Here is a 20,219-nt window from a genome sequence, read left to right as displayed (position 1 = left end):
TGTTTGGTTTTACTCTTGACATTGACATTAATGTCAATGTTTAGGCTACAGGAGTCTTTCTACCAAATCAAGCTTTACAAATGACTTCTAATTTTTTGTCACTTTCTCGCATCTCCCACGTAGCAGAAGAACATCCAGATGCTGTGACTGCCGCCCTGTGCGGAATTCTAGTAATCTTGGGTTCGCTAGCCCTGCAATTCGGCTGGCTGGGTGTAGCCGTGTTAATATTACCCGCAGCTTATGTTATCGGCGGCTATTCCAGCACCCGCGAAGGCTTAACTACGCTTTTTCAAGAACGCGAATTAGATGTAGATTTGTTAATGATTGTCGCTGCTTTGGGCGCGGCCGGTTTGGGGCTGTGGCGGCAAGAATATCATTTAATTGTTGACGGTGCGGTGCTGATTTTAATCTTTGCAATTAGCGGCGCGCTTGAAGGTTATGCTATGCAGCGGACTGAACGCAGCATCCGCAGTTTGATGAGTTTGACTGCGGATACTGCTAGGGTGGTAATGTACGGCGGGGAACGGTTCGTTGCGATCGACAAATTGGAAATTGGCGATTACATTTTAGTCAAGCCCGGAGAAATCATCCCCACAGATGCGATAATTCTTGAAGGCTACAGTGCGATCGATCAAGCCTCGATTACCGGCGAGTCGATGCCCGTGGAGAAAACCAGGGGCGATGAAGTCTATGCAGGTACAATTAACGGTGTCGGCGCGCTGAAACTCGAAGTTCATAAAACTCCAGAAAGCAGCTTGATTCAGCGAGTGATTCGGCTAGTCCAAGAAGCGCAAACAGCAGCGCCGCCTTCTCAAATGTTTGTAGAAAAATTCGAGCGCGGTTATGCCAAATTAATTGTCGGTTTAGGCTTGCTGCTGGCAACTTTGCCGCCCTTTCTTTTGGGCTGGAATTGGGAAGAGACAATCTATCGGGCGCTGATTTTCTTAGTAGTCGCGTCCCCCTGCGCGCTAATGGCATCGATTATGCCGGCGCTGCTTTCGGGAATTGCTAACGGGGCGAGACAGGGGATTTTGTTTAAAAGTGGCGCGCAATTAGAGATGATTGGTAAAGTCAGGGCGATCGCCTTTGACAAAACCGGAACTCTCACCACGGGAAAACCTGAAGTTATCCAAATTGTACCAGCAGCCGGATATACTGAAACAGAAGTTCTGCAATTTGCAGCAGCCCTAGAAGCTCATTCCGAACACGCGATCGCCTCTTCAATTGTCAGCGCCGCCCAGCAGCAACAGTTACAATTGTCAACCGCTACCGACGTACAAGCAAAAATAGGTCAAGGAATTGTTGGCAAAGTCAACAATCAAATCATTGCCATTGGTAAAGCCGAATTTGTCGAATCAACCTCCGAATTGACTCAAATCAGCCAGCAGTTGCAAGCCGAAGGTAAAACCGTTGTTTGGGTAGCAAAGAACGATCGGCTTTTAGGAATCATTGCAGTAGCAGATACCATCCGCCCCGAAGCAGCAGCAACGGTAAAACGCTTGAAAAAATTAGGCGTAGAACATATAATTATGCTAACCGGCGACAACGAGCAAACAGCTCAACACATCGCCCGTCAATTAGGCATCAAAGAAGTGTACGCCGAACTTTTGCCAGAAAACAAAGTGCAGGCAATTAAACAACTGCAAACCCAGTATCAAACTGTAGCAATGGTGGGAGACGGCATCAACGACGCCCCCGCCCTCGCTCAAGCTTCCGTGGGCATTGCGATGGGAATTTCCGGCAGCGATGTTGCTTTAGAAACTGCTGATATCGTATTAATGGCAGATAAGTTAGAGCAACTAGCTAAAGCAATTAGTTTGGGCCGCCGCGCTCAAAAAGTTGTCAAACAAAACATTGTTTTTGCACTCAGTTGCATTATACTGTTACTGGCTGCCAATTTCCTGGGAAACATCACCATGCCTTTAGGCGTAATCGGTCATGAAGGGTCTACAGTAATAGTCACATTAAGCGGTTTGCGACTGCTCAGAAATTAGACCAATCGAGACAGAGGAAGAGTGATATCAAATCCGCTCTTCATCGGAATTATTAGTCTCTCTCTTCTCTTCCTCTGCGTTCTCTGCGTTCTCTGCGGTTAAAAATTCCCAATATTAAGAAAAACTACAATTTGTGTTTTGTTACTAAAAACACGCTAGGGTCAAAAGTATTAAATCATACCAAAACCTGAAGTTGCTCGAAAATGCAATAAAAATTAACCTAGAAAAAGTCTAGAAAATGGTATAGAACTGATTGCACCAAGAGCAATGGAAAACAAGTTTTCTGTTGGAGGCTATTATGAACGAAAAAGTCATTGGGGCCACGCGGAACGTTGCAATTGTTGGCCCTTATTTAAGCGGTAAAACCGCACTGCTCGAAAGTTTGCTGTCGGTGACAGGGACAATTACCCGCAAAGGAAATGTCAAAGATGGCAACACAATAGGTGATAGTTCCCCGGAAGCGCGCGATCGCCAAATGAGCGTAGAAGTAAACGCCGCCACCGCTGAATATGAAGGCGTCCGCTTCACATTTCTCGACTGTCCGGGCTCGGTAGAATTTGCCCAAGAAACTTACAATGCGCTGATTGGTGTGGATGCGGCGATAATTGTTTGCGAACCCCTTGCCGATCGCACTTTAACCCTCGCACCCCTGTTTAAATTCCTCGATGATTGGGAAATTCCCCACTTAGTTTTCATCAACAAGATCGATCGAGCTTACACAGACGAAACTACTTGCGGCACCAACTTCACCGAGGTGATCGACGCGCTCAAATCCGTTTCCAGTAGACCGATCGTACCTCACCAATATCCGATCGGCAAAAACGAACAAATCATCGGTTTTATCGACTTAGTAACCGAACAAGCTTACCACTACCATCCGGGCGCCGCCGCAGATCCCGTCCCGCTTCCAGAACACCTCAAAGCACAAGAAAGCGCAGCGCGGCAGCAAATGCTCGAAGAATTGGCGAATTTTGACGACCATTTACTCGAAGAATTGCTCGAAGAAATCAATCCCGACGCCGAAGAAATTACCCGCGATTTAAAGATGGAATTAGGCGCAGATTTAATTGTGCCAGTATTCATCGGCATCGCCGAACAAGATTTCGGCGTGCGGCCTCTGCTGGAAGCTTTGCTGAGGGAAGCGCCGACACCGGAAACTACAGCCGATCGCCGCGGCATTATACTAAGTGAAAACAAAGTTCTGGCTCAAATCCTCAAAACCTATTACACGCCACAGGGAGGCAAACTATCGTTAGTGAGAATGTGGCGGGGGACGCTGGCAGACGGAGCAATTTTGAACGGCGTTCGAGTTAACGGTTTGTACCGCTTGACCGGCCAGCAAACGCAAAGTTTGCAGTCTGTCAGCGCGGGGGAAATTGTGGCTGTGGGAAGGCTAGAAGGCTTGAAAACAGGCGATACGCTGGCGCTAGACCGATCGGAAGAATTGCCAAAAGCCGAAATCATCCCGCCTGTCTACGCACTGGCGATCGTCCCAGAAAAGCGCAACGATGAAGTTAAGCTGAGCTCCGCTTTAGCTAAATTGCTAGAAGAAGACCCATCTTTAGTCTGGGAACAGCACGGCGACACTCACGAAATTATACTTTGGGGTCAAGGCGAAATCCACCTGAAAGTAGCCTTAGACAGGTTGCGCCGCAAGTATAACTTGCCGATGGTAACTCACTTACCGCAAGTGCCGTACAAAGAAACCATCCGCAAACCAGCATCTTCCATCCACGGGCGCTACAAACACCAAAGCGGCGGACACGGACAGTTTGGCGACGTGTACCTCGACATTCAACCGCAGCCACGAGGAGAAGGCTTCAATTTCACCGACAAAATAGTCGGCGGCGTCGTCCCAAAACAGTACATTCCCGGCGTGGAAGTGGGAGTGCGCGAATATTTGGATCGCGGCCCGCTGGGTTTCCCGGTGGTAGACGTAGCGGTGACGCTGACTAACGGTTCCTACCATTCTGTGGACAGTTCCGAACAAGCTTTCAAGCAAGCGGCGCGTTTGGCGATGCAGGAGGGAATGGCGAAGTGCGAACCGGCATTGCTGGAGCCGATCGCCAAAGTTGAAATTTGCGCTCCGAACGAGTGTACATCAAAGGTGTTGCAGTTGGTCAGCGGACACCGCGGCCAAATTCTCGGCTACGAAGGTAAAAAAGGCTGGAAGGGATGGGATGCAGTTTCTGCTTATTTGCCGATCGCAGAAATGCAGAATTTGATCGTAGAATTGCGATCGCAGACAATGGGAGTCGGATTTTTTAATTGGGAGTTCGATCGATTGCAAGAAGTGCCGGAACCTTTAGCTAAGCGGGTTTTGCTAACCACTGGCGGCAATGGAAACGGCAACGGTAAAAGTTAAGCTATAGCGGCGGGTTTCACCAACCATCTTGACAATAATGCAAAGGATAAATAAACCCGCCCCCGCCCCACGGCCAATCTGAATGTACATTTCGATTGTTCGTTGGGTGGAGGCGGGTTTTCTAGTTTGTTTTTTTCCGGCGATTATGGTTTGGGAAACCAGTCCCTACGATCGCACAAATTATACGATCGCGAATCAACGAGACATGATATTAGAGAACTCGATAATTCATCCGTGTATCCGTGTCAAATTCCGTGTCGTGCCTTCTTCCTTACCCTAAAAAGAAATAATCAAGTAACCATTCAGGAACTTAGCACCAGTAACAGACTTTCCAGTTAGCGCCGGAGGCAGCAAAATATTGCGCCGCTGATCGCCTGCTTCGATCGTCACTTCCGGCCCCGATTGAATCAATTTAATTTCTTTCTTGTCAAACCCAGGCAAAAACAAACTAACTTGACGCTGTGCAATGTTGATGTTAATAGGTTGAGGAGCTTTTGCCGCCTGAGAAAAATCGGGCAAAGCATCAATTAGCGGCTGCCAATTATTGTCACTGTGCGCCGGAACCGAAACAGCCGTCAAAGGCTCAAAATCGGCAGTAATAGCTTCTGTAACCGATGCTTGATTAACAATGACACCGCCCACAGTCAAACCAACTTGTTGAGAACTTCCCCAAAGATAGCGGGCAGTTGCGATCGCACTTGCATCCCCAGTCGTCACCAAAAAAGCCGCCGTGCGGTTCGGATCTGCCAGCGCTTCCTTACCCTTATCCAAAAGATTATCGACTTGCTTAGTAGATTGAAAAGCATTGTCTCCCGACAAATCCACCGTCAACACCGTACTGACAACCGGTTGAATAAAAGGTGAAAGCGCTTTCCCCAAATCCGAATCTACCAAAGCTTGACGGAACCTGCGGATATACCAACTCAGAATTTCCGGCATTCCCAGCATCCGCAGCGTATCCATGCCACCATTGCCGTCATAAACGATCACATCGTATTGTTTGCTGTCCTCGTATTCCCGAAGTTCGTTCAACGCCAGCGCGCTGTCCATTCCCGGCAACACTCCTAATTCTTGACCGTAAATCTGCTTGAAAAACGGAGTGCGGACATATTGAGCTTCTAGTTGTTTAACTTCGTCCCACCTGCGTTCTAGCAGCGGCGCGCTTTGCACCTGAACTGCTTTGAGGTTGGGGGCGATTTCCTGGGGGTTGAGAGTCAGGGGAGTCCCTAGCAGGATACCCAATGCAGGGCCCGGATCTTGGCCGAGCAGCAGAACTCGCTTGCCTTGAGCCGCGTATTTTTTAGCTGTTGCGATCGCGATCGTGCTGCGGCCAGTGCCGCCTTTGCCCAAAAATGTCAAAATCAAAGCCATTTTCTGTTCTCACTGCCAAAGCTTACTCTTTAACATTTAAGCGCAACCTTCAGCCAGAGTGGGGAGGGGGGAGAGTGGAGGAAGAGGAGAGTCGGTGAGTGGGAGAGTGGGAGAGGGGAAGAATTGGGAAAATTTCTCCTCTTCCTTCTTCCATCGGACTGACATCCGTTACATCCGTTACATCCGTTACATCCGTTACAGAATCCGTTGCCGAACTTCCTTCTTCCTTCTACATCTGTTAAACGGGTTCTAGCTCATCTTCAAAGAACCAAGTCGCAAAACCGTCAAACTTGACAACCACGCCTACTCCGCTACCGTCAACCATTCTGAATCCGTCAACAGTGCCTACTGGATTCTCCTTTATCTTGCCCACGATATTTGCAGGTATCCGATCTCTGAGACGGCGCACCTTAACTCTCTGACCTACTTCTATTGCCACTGAAATTGTTCTCCTGCTCTATATAACCTATATACAACCGTCCATTTTACAGTTTGGCGTCTACTTCGGAACAGTAACACCAGCAGGCGATCGCTCCCTATGATTTTCCATCGAAATTTCTACCAACTTTTCCTAAAAAAAGTTATTCTAGCCGGAGTTGGTTGATCGTCTACCCTGATTCGCTTGGGTTTGCTTCATAAGGTTTCACCGTCGCCAGATCCACTGGCAGAGGCTGTTCACCACTTAGATAATTATTTTTTATTGCTTCGCAAAAAGAAGTTTTTTATTAATTTCCACAACTACAGGATTTCTCCTCAATTAGTCATCCTTCAGGCAGAAGCCAAAAGGCCTTCAAAAGCAGTAATTAATTTTATCTTTGCTATATATAAATCTGCCCTCTCTGACGTTGATAGCGGCGAAATTTCATGCTGCAAAGGACTTTGAGTCTGGTTGGCCAAATTTCCCGAAGGTCAGATTTTAGTAAAGTGCCATGTTGTAACAGTTTACTAAAATCTGACAATAAAAAGAAGGTTTAATGCTAAGCTCCCATGCTGAAAAAGTTAATTTTTGCTGATTTTTTACGGCATAAAAAATGGAACGATTTCCGGATGTATGCCGTCTGATAGAGGAAATGAAGTGGAGGAACTTCAATATGACAAAAGTGAAATTATGAATAAAATTTTTACGTGCGGGCGATCGACCAAAATTCCGCTCCTAAGTTTGTCCTTGGCTATGCTGGCGAGTCTGTCGCCCTTTCGTGGGACGATCGCCAGTCCGCCCTCTCCATCCCCCAAACAGCCGTCGAACGCTACTAAAATTGTCTTGGTCGATAGACTCCCAGCATTGCCTACCGGCTCAAAATCTCCAACAAATCCGGCAACAGTGGCGGCAAATCCATCCCCAGCACACACGATAAACGCCCAGGGAACAGCGGTCGGGCGATCGCTCGAAATAGAAGAAATTCGCGGTACAGTCAGCTTTAAAGGGCGACCAGCGGTCGTGGGCGATCGGCTTCTCGCCCCCGGAGACGAAATCATCACCGGCCCCGATTCCACAGCCCGTTTAGGCATCGACAACAACACCGGCATCGTTGAAGTTGCCGAAAAAACCGCAGTCAGAATATCCACTTTGTCAAACAGTGCAGGCGGCGAAAAAGACACAGCCATTTTTGTCAGCAGGGGACGAGTCAGGTTGTCGATCGGCAAAACTGCTGCGGCAACTCCCGCAGCAAACACCTCAACAATTATCCCGTCGAACCAAATAGTCGCCCTCAATACCTTCAGCGGACTCGGCAAATCCAGTCAAATTGCCCAACAAAAAAAATCTGCCAAAACCGCCCCAGTCCGGGTTGAAACCCCAGAAGGCGTTGCCGGAGTCCGGGGAACCTCCTTTGGCGTCAGCGTCGGTGGCGGTAAAACCGCAGTCGAAACTATTGAAGGTGCAGTCGTAGTATCCGACAGCGCCGACTCCGAAGTAGTTGTCAACAGCGGCAACTCCACGACAATTTTCCCTCAAACCTCGCCCGTGGCGCCCTCAGCGAGCCCTCGCCTAGCTCAACTCAAAGTCCGCAGTTTGTTGAGAGTCAGTGGCAATATCTATCGCCTCAGCGCTCAAATTAACCCGATCGACACAGTTTATGTCAACAACGAAGAGATTAAGAGCGATCGAAATGGCAACTTCAAAATCCAAGGAATTTTACCTCCAAGCCGCCGCCTCCAAATCGTAGTGCGAGGGCCGTCAGTCACAGAACGGCATTACAGCTTCGCAGTTCGCTAAACAACCTATCGTCGCGAGTAATGTACGCGGGAAGTCTCTGAGGACGTGAGTTAGATCATAAGTCCTATCAGGGTTGATTATTTTGTGTAGGTGCGAAGCATTTCGCGGTGACTCTCGGTAGTCAAAATAAAGAAATTTTGCGCCAACCCTTCGCCCTTACGGTATTGTAAAACTTCATGACTCCCACTCCTCTCGAAGTTCGGACTCGAATGTCAATTATTGCGGCAAATTAATTGCATGAAGTTCAAAGAATGGATTGATCATCTCAAACACACTCAACTGATAGGCTTCCGGCAACATATAAGCACAAATCCTCCCTGGATGACAGGGGTAGTAGTAGGTATGATGTCTGTATTTATGCTGCAAGTGGGAATGTGGAAACCCCTGGAATATTTGGGATACAAAACGCTATTTCAAATTAGAGAATCGGGTATATTACCAAATCCCGGATGGGATGAGAGAATTGCGGTAATTGCGATCGAACCGCATTCCTTGCAGGAATACGGCCAATTTCCTTGGCCCCGCAACCGCTATACCGAACTGCTAGAAGCACTGAAAAAATCTCCCCCTACAGCAGTTGGTTTTGACATTCTTTTCCTCGATCCGAGTCCGAAAGATGATATTTTAGCCGCTGCCATCGCCGCCAACGGCAAAGTTGTACTCGCTGGAACCACCAAAGAAGAACCCGTAGCATCTTTAAAAGCAGCCGCAGGTGTCGGCCACATCGGGCAAGAAGCCGATAGCGACGGTATTACCCGCGAGTCAAAAATCTTTCTCAACGGGATTCCTAATTTCGGTTTAGCAATGACTCACAGGTACAATGCTGCTAATCCCCAAGATCCAGTATTGCTTCCACAGTCAAAAAATAAGCAGGAAAAAAAAGTTTGGATTAACTGGCCGGGGAAAACAGAAAATCTACCTACCTATGCTTTTGTTGATGTCGTAGAAGGTAGAATTCCCGCAGATGCTCTGACTAATAAGTTAGTTTTAGTGGGCATAGTTGCTACGGGTTTCGACCCGATATCTTCACCTCTAAACAAGACTACGGCTGGGGTTTATTTATATGCAGCGTTGGTTGACAATTTGCTCAATCAACGCTTGCTGCAGCGGCTGCCGGTACTGGTGGAAATTTTGTTATTGTTGGGGATTGGCCCGCTTACCGCTTTGGTTCTGGGCAAGCGAGGTGTTAAAGAGAGAATTGCGATCGCTCTCGGTTTGCCTGTTGTTTGGATTGCGGCTGCTGCTTTGCTATTTGGCTTCTTTTTTTGGTGGGTTCCGATTGCCGCACCTATCGGCACTCTCATTTTATCTAGCACGGCTTTGCAACTGCGGGAACAGTACGAAAAGCAGCAGTTGATGAGGTTATTTGAAAAGCACGTCGCTCCGGAGACAGCTCAGCTTATTTGGGAACGCAAAGCTGAGATATTTGAACAGGGAGAACTCGAACCTCAAGAACTTACAGCAACGGTGCTGTTTATGGATATTCGTAGTTTTACTTCGATTTCAGAAAAAATGCGGCCGCGGGATTTGCTCACCTGGTTGAACAATTATTTGGAAGCGATGACCAACTGTATTATGGATCACGGCGGCGTTGTAGATAAATACATCGGTGATGCAATTATGGCAGTTTTTGGGGTGCCTTTTTGCCATAGCGAATATCGACAAATTCAACAAGATGCTTTGAATGCAGTTGCCGCTTGTATTGCGATGCACGAACGGCTGCACCAACTTAATCAGCAGCTTAGAATTGAACGCAAACCTTTAATTAAGTTTGGCATCGGTTTGCATACCGGACAGTTAGTTGCTGGCAGCGTGGGCGGTTCCCGGCGTTTGAATTATTCTGTGATCGGCGATGCAGTCAACGTTGCTGCTAGATTGGAGGCGATGAATAAGGAAATTGTTTCTGACAGTCCTTTTAATTTGTTGGTAACGGCGAGGACTTTTGCTTATGTGCGCGATCGCTACGAAGGCCAAAAAGTAGGCTCGATTCAATTGCGAGGCAAAAAAGAACTGACTGTGGTTTATGCTATTTTGGGCGAAAAGCATTAGTTATTAGGCATTGGGTATTGGGCATTGGGCATTGGTTCAGGACTTACGTATCAAAACCCAAAAAACCGGGTTTTTGGCAATTTATGCCAGCATTCACGAAATATTCTGGCAACAAACCCCGGTGGTTGAGCGAAGTCGAAACCCTGACCACCCGTGCGTAATTCCTAATCTAATCAAACACGCTTAGCCGCAGAGTTTTAGCTATTTGTTCTAACAGAAATAAGCCACCGATAGAATTTCCCTCTTTATCCAGGGGCGGACTGTAAAAGCCGATCGCACCTTGACCCGGAATTACCGAAAGCATTGCCCCGCTAACTCCCGACTTAGCCGGCAGTCCCACCCGCAGCGCAAAGCGGGCGGATGCTTCATACAAACCGCAAGTTGCCATCAGTGCTTTGACAGTACGGCAGTTTTCCCCGATTTGTCGATCGCCACTATTTACCAAAACCATACCCAGCTTAGCTAAATCCTCCACATTTCCCGACAAACAGCAAACGCGATTGTAGGTTTCTAAACCAATTTCCGACTTTTGAACATAACCCGATTCTACCATTTTCAAGGCGAGATTCCAATTATTTTGATTCGGATTTGTCTTCACGGAATCGAGCATTAACTCGTCAACAAATAACTGACTGTTTGCCTGTTGATTCAGCCATAAGAGCAAGTTTTGACAGCGCGACACAGCATTTTGACCGGGCATCAAAGACGCTAGGGCGATCGCCCCGCTATTAATCATCGGATTTCTCGGCTTCCCTTGGTCTATTTCGAGTTGAGTTAAGGAATGGAAAGGCAGTTCCGAAGGCTCGCAGCCAACGCAGTCAAATACCGCTTTTTCGCCCAATTCGCACAGCAAATAAAGCAGGACGAAGGGCTTGATTACACTCATCAGCGGGAATGTTTGAGCAATACTACCCCAACTCAAAATTTGACCGTCAATTGCCCGAATTTGCACGGCAAACCTTTGTCGGTCTGCTTGTGCAAGGAGAGGTATGTAGGTAGGAATTTGACCGAATTTACTGCGATTTATTGCCTCTTTTGCCCAAACTTGCAGTTGTTCCGGTTGCAGGCAAGATAGTTTGCTGGTGGATATTTTCACGCTCGATTATTTAGATTATTTAAAGTTTTAGATTGGCATTCCTGGGGCGATGTTGAGCCGGAAACCCGGTTTATTAACCGAATTGCATCACTTGAACCCGCTGCGGGAAGAAACTGGGTTTCTTCGGGGAGATAAACCAAGCTCGAACTTCAGGCTATTGACGTTTCGGCCCGCCGGGAGCAAATAAATTTTTCATAAAAAACCTGTACTTTGCATAAAAATCTCCCCTTCACCCCGATATATAAGTAGCAGCTTCAAGGCAACGCTGCTAGCCCAAACAAACAAGCACTAGCTTGAAATGCCTTCAGGTTCTTATGTTTAAGCCCCAGCAAGGGGCGGGGTGCATATTTAAGTTAATTCTTTCAGAGTTCGCAAAATCCTGTCCGGAAAACCCCCGAACCTTTAAGAATGTACTATCCAACCGGATCTACCAAAACCAGGATAAAAAAATGGCAGATGAAGCGAAAGCAGAAGCACCAAAACCCGCTCCCATGATTTTTAAGGGTGTGTGCAAGGACGGAGTTCTCAAAGGCAAAGAAATTGAAGGCAAACTAGATATCAAAGTTAACGTCGAATCTGTCACAACCCCAGAAGCACCGCCCAAAAAATCCGAGTGGGAGCCAGTTATCTTTTGGGTATTGTTTGCATTCATGGCAAACTTGATTGTCGGCGACCCCGCCGGAATGCGAAAATACAGCTCCCCACAAAGGTCTTCTTCTCATCAGATGTTAAACCAATCTGGGGAGCAGTCGCTGTTGCCTAAGAAAAACACCAGCAACTTGCCACTTTAGGTCCTGGGAGCCTGCCAGCCGCGCAAATAGTAATAGAAAGACCCGAAATATTCATCGAATACTCGCGTCGTAGTTACCAAAGCTTCTGCACTAGGCAAAAAATCTCCCGCGTCTAAGCGGAGTCTACTGGATCTCCCTCCAGAAGTGGGTTGAAAAGTGTAGAAGTCGGTAGCCCTAGGAATCACCTGGATTCCCATATTCGCAAAAGCGAGGCTGGCACGGCGCATCTGAATCGCAGATGTTACCAGGATTACTTTGCGCGCGGCGCCACGGCTGTCGAGTATCTTTCTCACCTCTTCAGCGCTGGTGCGTATGTTGCTGCCGTTATCGTCGAGAACGATACTGCTGCGCGGCACGCCCATGTTGTTTGCCAGCAAAGTCTCGATATCCTTAGCTTCGCCAACATAACCCTCCAACTCGGGTCTGGGGCCAGCGGTAACGATGACCATCGGTGCGAGTTGTTTTCTGTACAAAACGGCAGCATAGGGCAGGCGATTGCCTGTATCTGTCAGTTGAATCGCTACTCGGTTGGGAATGTGAGGTTGAGTGGTTCCCTTGCCCAGGAGGACGATCGCCGCTGCGGTTTCGTCGCAGCAAACTGTACGGACGGCTGCGGCGGCGTCCCGTTCTGCTTGCTCGGCGAACCAGTAAGCGACAACTGGCATACTCGAAAGGATCAAAACTAGCAGCGCTGCCAGGATCATTCTCGGCGCCGGGTTGCGGATGCCCCCGTTCGTGATCAGCGCCGATGCAATCACCAGCAGCGTGATGGAAAAACCCAGCGGCTTAAAGAAGAAGGCTATGAGCCCGAAAATCGCTGCTCCGACCGGGGTGTCTGGTGCAAAAAAAGCTAGGATCAAAAGGCTGATCAGCAGCAAAACGCGCAGCCGATCTAATAATGGATTGTCTTTACCTCCTGATTGATCCCACCACGATTTGATCAGTGAGAACAGGAGGAATAGAAATAGAATGCGAGCTAACAGTTCTGGCATCTTGCAATATTCTGTGTCTTCATAAATTAGTACAGAAGTTTTGGAAACGAGCGCTAATTTAACTGCGGTAGGAAATACGGGCATCGGTGGGTTTTTAACTTTCGCGAATAACGCAGTCCGATCGCATTTATCCTAATGCTCGCTTCCTGTCAGCTATCAACCATTGGGTGCAGGGTGAAACCCGCTACTTCCAGTCACAGATTGCTGACAGTTAATTGGTAATTGATAACTGGTAATGGTTGATTGATAATTGGTAATGAATCGAGGACGCCGCAGGTGAAATTGGCAATTCAACTCTGCTTTCTGCTGCCTGCTTTTTTTCCCCATTACCTGTTACCCATTCACCAATCCCAATTTATCGGCGCTTCAGTTGATTCCGAATTGCCTGCGTTACCGTTTGAATTACTTTAACACGAGCATAATACTTGTTATCGGCCGCAATTAGCGTCCAGGGAGCAGCCGGCGTGCTGGTGCGCTGAATCATTTGATTCACCGCTACTTCATAATAATTCCACTTTTCCCGATTCCGCCAATCTTCGTCGGTGAGTTTGTATTGTTTAAATGAATTGTTTTGCCGCTCTGTAAACCGCTTTAGTTGCTCGTCAGGACTGATGTGCAGCCAGAATTTAACTAAGACACAACCGAAACTGGTGAGTTGCTCCTCAAATTCATTGATTTCCTGATAAGCTCGGCGCCATTCGGGTTCGGTGGCAAATCCTTCGACTCGCTCGACCAGCACTCTACCATACCAACTGCGATCGCAAATGCTGATTTTACCTGCAGTTGGCAGCCGCTGCCAGAACCGCCACAGGTAGTGGTGCGCTTTTTCTTCATTTGTCGGGGCCGCAAAGGCATTAACAGTGTAACTGCGGGGGTCTAATATGTCCGTCAAGCGTTTGATTGCTCCTCCTTTACCGGCGGCGTCCCAACCTTCAAACAGCACTAACACGGGGATTTCCTCTTCGTAGATGCTTTGTTGCAGTTTGCCAAAACGGGTTTGTTCTTCGCGAAGTTGCTGTTTGTATTCGTCGGGCGACAGCGATTGAGTTAAATCTACTTGGGCGAGCAAGTCTGGTTCAGTAGGTTGTAAGTGTTCTTGATGCGGCACTTCCACGGGTGCAGATTGCGTCGGCAGTCTGTCTAAGGCTTCTGTAATTGTCGCTGCCATTTGCGTTAAAACTTTGACTCTCGCCCACCGCTGACAGTCGCCTTCTACTAGCGTCCAAGGTGCGGAGCCCGTGCCGGTTTGGGCTACCATTTCTTCTGCCAAAGTTGTGTATTCTTCGTATTTTTTGGCTTGTTTCCAGTCTTCGGGCCGCACTCGCCAAGCTTGTAAGGCGTCGTCTTCTAGTTTTTTGAGCCGATGCTTGAGTTCTTTTTTGCTGAGGTGAATCCAAAATTTGGCAATTGCGGCGCCGTCATCTACCATCTGCCGCTCGAAGGCGTTGATTTGCCTGATGGCTGTCGGTACTTCTGCGTCGGAGAGTCGATCGAACAACCGATCTTCTAAAACATGAGTGTACCAACTGTGGTAGAAAAAACCAATTTTGCCGCGGGCGGGGAGTTTCTGCCAAAACCGCCATAGGAAAGGATAGCCCATTTCTGCATCTGACGGTGGCCAAATCGGGTGTACCGCAAACCCGCGCGGGTCCATGTACCCCACCATTTTTTTGACCAGCGCGCCTTTGCCGGCGGCGGCCCAACCTTCGAGTACGATGATTACGGGCAGTTTTTTTTCCCAGCAAGCCTGTTGGAGCGATCGCAACTGTTTCATTAAAACTTCTATCTTTGCCTCGTAGGTTTCTTTATCGAGGGAGATATCTAAATCGAGGTTGTCGAGCATATTTACCTCATATAAATCTGAGAAAACTGTTTAACGTTAGTTTAACGTTTGGATAAAATTAAATCCTCAAGTCCGGGAAAAACGTTATAAAAATTACAGTTACGGCTGGTTAAAAGCCGGAGCGCTCCTGCAATCAAATGCCCGCCTCGTTAATACTAGCAAGATTCCCTCAATTTCAAACTTGCCAAAAAAAACGGCTCAGGTTATAGTTGAAATAGGTAACTTTTAAATAAGTTCAACTTCTCCCCTCCCCCGATCGGGCGAGTTAACAGGAGGAGGCAAAAATCCCTGAAAAAGGATTTAGTGTAAAAGAGAGCAAAAGTAAAAATCAACTACCCGATGGGGGTGACAACTTCTTTACTTAGCTGTAGAAACTTTATTCAAACAATAGTTACTTAAGCACCAAGCTTGGTAACGAAAGAGAGCGCGACTCATCGACATCCAGCCATAAACTCACATACAAAACTCGCCCAAAAGGGCAAACCAATTTTTATGATTGCGCTATAAGATAAAACCTGAAAGCCTGGGTGATATAAACAGGTTTCTGAGTTTTATCGACACCACAATAAATCTGCATTACATCCGCGTTTATCCGCGTTCATCTGCGGTTAATCATCAAAAACTCGGATTTTTGTTAGAAATTTACTGTACTTGTTTGCCAATACCAATTAAGAGGAACAGTCCGAAGTTACGGATTGCAAGTTTTCTATGAATATCTTAACAACACGCTCGTACAAGGGCGAAACTGACTGGTGCGCGATCGCAAATTTGATCGATGCTTGCGAAGCAGTGGATAGACTCGGCGAAGAAGTCTCCGCAACTGAACTCAAACTAATACTTGATGCTCCCAAACTCGACCAAGCCCGCGACGTGCAGTTGTGGGAAGATGGTAATTACAAAGTAATCGGTTTGTCACTCCTAGATATGCCAGATTCGCCAGAGGAAATAGACGCTTGTCTGTGGTTTTACGTGCATCCAAATGTCCGTAGCGAAGGTTTAGAAAAAGACATAATTAAGTGGGGAGAAAAGCGGCTGCGCGAAGTGGGGAAAGAACGGAATTTGCCCGCGAAATTGCGTACCTACAGCCGGGAGGATAAAACAGATGAAATCCTGCTGTTAGAAAAACAGGGCTTTGAGGTCGATCGCTATTTTCTCACAATGGCCCGATCCCTCGCCGAACCCATACCAACACCGGAATTTCCGGCAGATTTTGCGCTGACCCACGTATCAGGAGAACAAGACATCCAACCTTGGGTAGAGATGTTCAACCAGTCATTTATCGATCACTGGAATCACCACGATTTAACTGCGGAAACCGTGCGCTACTGGATGCAAGACGCCAATTATCAGCCGGAATTAGACTTGATTGCTGTTTCGGGCGATCGCAAATTTGCTGCTTTCTGCGACTGTCAAATCAAACCCCAAAAAAACGCCCGCAGCGGCACAAAAGACGGCTGGATTGAATTGTTGGGTACGCGGCGCGACTTTCGGAAAATGGGTTTAGGCAAAGCGATGCTGCTGGCGGGTTTGCATAAGTTGAAAGCAGCGGGTGCAAATACTGCTAAACTCAGCGTTGATGCTGACAGTTTGACGGGGGCGACAAAGCTTTACAAATCAGTGGGTTTCCGCCCGATGGAAACTTGGATCGAGTGGGCAAAAGCCGTGTAATATCAAATCTGGTTAGATATCACATCTTGCACCATTAGCAATAAGTTTTTCAAGAATAGGCAAAATGCCTGTTCCACAATAAACTTAATGTTTTGTGGAACAGGCATCTTGCCTGTTCGCAAGAAGCGAGACCGTCGCACTGTGTCATTGTTCGCTTTGTTTGGTTACTTCGACATAAATATGTTCTAATCGCACCGGATACCGAGCGATTGAGTCAATAGAAATCCCGTCGAACAGCAAAATAATCTCTTTTAATTCTAAACGTTCCGGCAGCCAAAAAGCTAAATCGCTACCGTAGCGGCGGGGGATAAAACTGTATTGTTTAGCGCGGGCGATAACTTCAGCTTCTTCGTCGGTTTTTACCACGATAATTTCTTGAGCCGGAATCAGTTTTTGCAACTCCTCCAAGCTGCCCTCAGCGACAATACGGCCATTTTTCAGAATCCCGATTTTCTGACAAAGACGCTCAGCTTCATCCAACAAGTGAGTTGTCAGCAGAATTGTAATTCCTTCCGATTGCAAGCGCTGAATTAACTCCCAAATTTCATAGCGGGCCTCAATATCTAAACCCGTTGTCGGTTCGTCTAAAATTACTAATTTAGGTTGGTGTACCAATGCTACAGCAATATTCAATCGGCGCTGCATTCCTCCGCTTAAAGTTTCTACGGGACTTTTGGCTCTATCTGTCAAATTGACTGCTTTTAAACATTGCTCTACTTGATAGCGTCTCTGCTTCCGCTCTAAGCCGTAAATTTGAGCAAAAAAATTGAGGTTTTCTTCGCAAGTCAAGCTTTTATAAAGCAAATTTTCTTGGGGCGCTACCCCTATTAACAATTTAGTAGCTTCGGAAACAGGTTCGCCATTAATAGAAACTTTGCCGCTGTCGGCATTTAGCAAATTACATAAAATATTGATAGTTGTAGTTTTGCCAGCCCCATTTGGTCCCAGCAAACCGTAAATTTCTCCCGAGTGAATGTGCAGTGTTAAATCTCGAAGCACTGAACGTTCGCCGTAAGACTTATTTAGCTTTTCTATTTGCAGCACTGCTTTAATTCTCCGTATAATTTTATATATTTACGGTTGTTTCTGAACTATTAAACCGCAGAGAGCGCGGAGTCTCCAGAAGAGAGAAATATGAATAATTACGACATAATGAGATAGTTTTAAAGTCTTCTTTCTACTCTCAACATCCGCCGATAAGACAGCCATCCGGCTACTATCATTAAAACAGCAAAGATGCACAAAAATCCGAAGTGTTCTGCAATATCAGCCAAATCTTTGCCGTCAGCCCACACGCCCATCAGCGCTTCGTTCATGTGATAAATTGGATTGTACTGGGCGAGATCCAGCAGACTTTTGGGAAACAGCGAAGTCGGCAAAAATGCGCCTCCTAAAATCAACAAAGGAACGCCGAAAGCAGCTACTAGGGAGTTGACATCTTCAGTGCGCCTCGCAAACTGGGTGCCGAGAATAAAGCCTACACCTACATAAGATACAATACTGAGTAAAATAATCGCACATCCTAACAGGATTGAGCCTTGAAATTGTGCTCCTAAACAAGAGGCGATCGTGTATACTAAAATTACCTGACCGATGCCGATGCAACTGTGGGCCAGGAAAATCCCTAAAAAGTAGGAGGTGCCGCTCAGCGGGGAAATAAACAACCGTTTGAGGGTATGCTGTTCTCGCTCTGCTACTACTGTTGCTACGCTGCCGCCGAGACAGCTAAAAAATAAAGCCGCTCCTACTAAGCTTGCAGGGGCGGCAGTTTCAAAAGCTTTTGCTGTTGTCAGTTGCGCGCGTTCTGCTAAAATTAAGGCGTTAATAATCAAGATAGAAATCGGAAATATCGCCCAAAAAATTAAACTGCGTCTTCGTCTTCCCAATTCTATTAAAATTCGCTGCGCTACAGCGAGGGTTTCGTACCAGTATTTCATCTTAAGTTTGTTAGCATTGTTGTTGTCTGGAATCAAAAATTAAAGTTAATAGTTTATGATACAGTCATGAAATAAGCTTGTCAAATAACTGTTTACAATGTACACCCTTGAATTAACTTTAACAAAGGGGTGAAAAACCAAATAAGGCAACGGAGGAAACGGGTAAAATCAACCGGATTGGATGATGAAATTACCCTCGCCAGCAACCGAGGACATGGCGCCGTGCCCATGGGTGACAACTTAACGTCAAAGCCAATCACAGACTGCTGTTTGAGTATTCAAGGTTAGATCCCCCCTAGCCCCCCTTAAGAAGGGGGGGACAAGAGTCTTGTCAAAGTCCCCCTTCTTAAGGGGGATTTAGGGGGATCTAGACTTAGCTACAAGCGAGACTTATCAATGGTTTAAGTCTTAAGTTGTCACCAATGGGCAATACCGTTTCCCTACCCCAAAATAATCAATAATTCTTACTTAATCGTAAAGTTCTTACCTCTGTAGCATCCTTGAAAAGAAGTTAAACTGGTGCGGTTTATCTGTTCCAATTTAGTCACGAGGGAAGAAGTATTGCTACTTTCAGGGGTAGCACTCCACTTGTAGATAAAGTCGCCGAGATAGTCTCCGGTTTCTTCGTAGCTATGCTCTTCAATTGGAATTCCCGAAACTCCTGAAACAGTTTGGTTTTGGTATCCGTTAACGATGATTTTTTCGATAACTGCGCCCGGTTCTACAGTGACATTCCAGTTAACCGGTTCGTAGGCTGAAAGTGCGAGAATTATTGGCTTGTTTCGGCGTTCTACTTTGACTTCGATCGCACTTTTAGATAAATCTCGGTTCTTGTGATCCGCATTGGCTTCATAAACGCCTATTACGTGAAGTTCTTTATTTCCGCTTGAAGAACCGACATGAGCTGAAAAATCATCGGAACCGCCAAACCCGCAGTTAGCGGCAGAACTAATTGGGGAAATAAAAGTGGTTTTTTCGGCTAGTTTCTGCTGCACCGCCGGCACTACCCAGACTCCAGTTCCAATTCCCAAAGCACCTATCAAAGCGGCCGCGACACCGAAAGGAATGGCATTGGTTAAATGGCGAAAAGGGGGCTTTGCTGTTAGTTGAGATAGCGTTTGCTGCCAAGCTTCGCCCGTTTGTCGATCGGCATTGCCACCATCGAGACACGCCAATAAACCTAAACTTTCCGGTTGTTCGAGCAGACTTTGAACAGTTTTCCCTTCCCCGACGTAGAGATTTCTCGTTTCAGTGTCTAAAAGCAGCCAGTAGCGATCGCCCTCGCCGAGGTTGTACTCTTGTAGCGCAGGATCGACTAAATCGTGCTGCAAAAACACCAGCCAAGCCATATTATTGCCAGTGCCGACTGTTTTGCCGTCGCTGGAAATAAGTTGGTCGATGTCTGGCTCCCAGCGCCAAGCTACCCAGCGACTATCTCCTCGATAGCCCAGGGATTTTTCTAGTTGTGGATGAGCGGTTATTTCTAAGCGTTGAACTAAGTTTGACACTAGATGTCCTCCTCAAGTGCGATCGGGTCTAGAGCAATTTTGTTTAAATTTAAAACAAATATTTTGCTCATGAAGAGCCTCCGAATAATCGGGTTAATTTTGTCTCGCTAATGTTATCAGTCGGTACTTTCTCAACCACACTGGCTTAACAAAAATATGCCTGTTTAATGGTTTAGCTTGAGAACTTGGAGCTTGCGAGCACCCGTCTGGTAATAACTTTAACCTTTGCTGATAACTAATCCTGTTACGGATTAAAGCTAGCTATCTATCACTGCTTCTACCTGGTTGTCCAGTTGTGAAACAATGATTGGCTCCTAGCCTCTACAAGTTCTTAGCTTAACTTTTATTTCGCTACTCTGCTACAAAATATGCCGATCGTACCTGACATCA

15 protein-coding genes are annotated in these 20,219 nt (G+C 46.9%); 7 read left to right on the top strand and 8 right to left on the bottom strand.

From position 1 onward, the window contains the following. Nucleotides 1-80: 80 nt before the first annotated feature. From QT996_RS11545 to QT996_RS11535, 3 genes are all read left to right on the top strand, one after another. The gene (locus QT996_RS11545; protein ID WP_333046672.1) at nucleotides 81-1,994 is read left to right on the top strand and encodes a heavy metal translocating P-type ATPase; all 1,914 of its coding nucleotides are present in this window, start codon (nucleotides 81-83) and stop codon (nucleotides 1,992-1,994) included. 298 nt (nucleotides 1,995-2,292) lie between these two features. Beyond that, complete coding sequence (locus QT996_RS11540) at nucleotides 2,293-4,359, top strand: elongation factor G (RefSeq protein WP_333046670.1); 2,067 nt, start codon at nucleotides 2,293-2,295, stop codon at nucleotides 4,357-4,359. An 82-nt stretch (nucleotides 4,360-4,441) separates the two neighbouring features. Beyond that, nucleotides 4,442-4,639 (top strand): hypothetical protein, encoded by a 198-nt coding sequence (locus QT996_RS11535; protein ID WP_333046668.1) that lies wholly within the window; start codon nucleotides 4,442-4,444, stop codon nucleotides 4,637-4,639. On the opposite strand, the gene QT996_RS11530 is transcribed toward QT996_RS11535, so the two are convergent. After that, nucleotides 4,636-5,730 carry a Get3/ArsA fold putative tail anchor-mediating ATPase NosAFP gene (locus QT996_RS11530; RefSeq protein ID WP_333046667.1) on the bottom strand — a complete coding sequence of 365 codons (1,095 nt, stop codon included), beginning with the start codon at nucleotides 5,728-5,730 and terminating at the stop codon, nucleotides 4,636-4,638. The two genes, QT996_RS11535 and QT996_RS11530, sit on opposite strands and share 4 nt — an antisense overlap. Nucleotides 5,731-5,968: 238 nt before the next feature. Continuing rightward, nucleotides 5,969-6,169, bottom strand: a complete 201-nt coding sequence (gene petP / locus QT996_RS11525) for a cytochrome b6f subunit PetP (protein WP_172186826.1) — start codon at nucleotides 6,167-6,169, stop codon at nucleotides 5,969-5,971. A gap of 669 nt (nucleotides 6,170-6,838) precedes the next feature. Here petP and QT996_RS11520 point away from each other — a divergent pair. Beyond that, on the top strand, nucleotides 6,839-7,945 hold the full coding sequence (locus QT996_RS11520) for a FecR domain-containing protein (protein ID WP_333046665.1): 1,107 nt from the start codon (nucleotides 6,839-6,841) through the stop codon (nucleotides 7,943-7,945). 237 nt (nucleotides 7,946-8,182) lie between these two features. Further along, nucleotides 8,183-9,994 carry an adenylate/guanylate cyclase domain-containing protein gene (locus QT996_RS11515; RefSeq protein WP_333046663.1) on the top strand — a complete coding sequence of 604 codons (1,812 nt, stop codon included), beginning with the start codon at nucleotides 8,183-8,185 and terminating at the stop codon, nucleotides 9,992-9,994. 169 nt (nucleotides 9,995-10,163) lie between these two features. On the opposite strand, the gene glsA is transcribed toward QT996_RS11515, so the two are convergent. Next, nucleotides 10,164-11,090, bottom strand: coding sequence for a glutaminase A (gene glsA / locus QT996_RS11510; RefSeq protein WP_333046662.1), 927 nt, complete (start codon nucleotides 11,088-11,090; stop codon nucleotides 10,164-10,166). Nucleotides 11,091-11,539: 449 nt separating this feature from the next. Here glsA and QT996_RS11505 point away from each other — a divergent pair, with 449 nt between their 5' ends. Beyond that, nucleotides 11,540-11,881: a hypothetical protein gene (locus QT996_RS11505; RefSeq protein WP_333046661.1), complete on the top strand. Its 342-nt coding sequence runs from the start codon at nucleotides 11,540-11,542 to the stop codon at nucleotides 11,879-11,881. Here the strand turns inward: QT996_RS11505 and QT996_RS11500 are convergent. Beyond that, nucleotides 11,878-12,957: a YdcF family protein gene (locus QT996_RS11500; protein WP_333046660.1), complete on the bottom strand. Its 1,080-nt coding sequence runs from the start codon at nucleotides 12,955-12,957 to the stop codon at nucleotides 11,878-11,880. The two genes, QT996_RS11505 and QT996_RS11500, sit on opposite strands and share 4 nt — an antisense overlap. Before the next feature lie 271 nt (nucleotides 12,958-13,228). After that, a complete protein-coding gene (gene pap / locus QT996_RS11495; RefSeq protein ID WP_333046658.1) occupies nucleotides 13,229-14,716 on the bottom strand; it encodes a polyphosphate:AMP phosphotransferase in 1,488 nt (495 codons plus the stop codon). A gap of 708 nt (nucleotides 14,717-15,424) precedes the next feature. Between pap and QT996_RS11490 the strand changes: the two genes are divergently transcribed. Further along, nucleotides 15,425-16,384, top strand: a complete 960-nt coding sequence (locus QT996_RS11490; RefSeq protein WP_333046656.1) for a GNAT family N-acetyltransferase — start codon at nucleotides 15,425-15,427, stop codon at nucleotides 16,382-16,384. 144 nt (nucleotides 16,385-16,528) lie between these two features. Here the strand turns inward: QT996_RS11490 and QT996_RS11485 are convergent, their stop codons facing one another. The 3 genes from QT996_RS11485 to QT996_RS11475 form a co-directional block, all read right to left on the bottom strand. Next, nucleotides 16,529-17,428: an ABC transporter ATP-binding protein gene (locus QT996_RS11485; protein ID WP_333046654.1), complete on the bottom strand. Its 900-nt coding sequence runs from the start codon at nucleotides 17,426-17,428 to the stop codon at nucleotides 16,529-16,531. A 119-nt stretch (nucleotides 17,429-17,547) separates the two neighbouring features. Further along, complete coding sequence (locus QT996_RS11480) at nucleotides 17,548-18,321, bottom strand: ABC transporter permease (RefSeq protein WP_333046652.1); 774 nt, start codon at nucleotides 18,319-18,321, stop codon at nucleotides 17,548-17,550. A gap of 464 nt (nucleotides 18,322-18,785) precedes the next feature. Next, nucleotides 18,786-19,829: a hypothetical protein gene (locus QT996_RS11475; protein WP_333046651.1), complete on the bottom strand. Its 1,044-nt coding sequence runs from the start codon at nucleotides 19,827-19,829 to the stop codon at nucleotides 18,786-18,788. Nucleotides 19,830-20,219: the final 390 nt, after the last annotated feature.

The sequence above is a fragment of the Microcoleus sp. S13C4 genome, from assembly GCF_036700865.1.
In the GTDB taxonomy this organism is placed as follows: domain Bacteria; phylum Cyanobacteriota; class Cyanobacteriia; order Cyanobacteriales; family Microcoleaceae; genus Microcoleus.
Note: the sequence above shows the minus strand (reverse complement) of the source record. Positions and strands in the feature narration are given on the sequence as shown.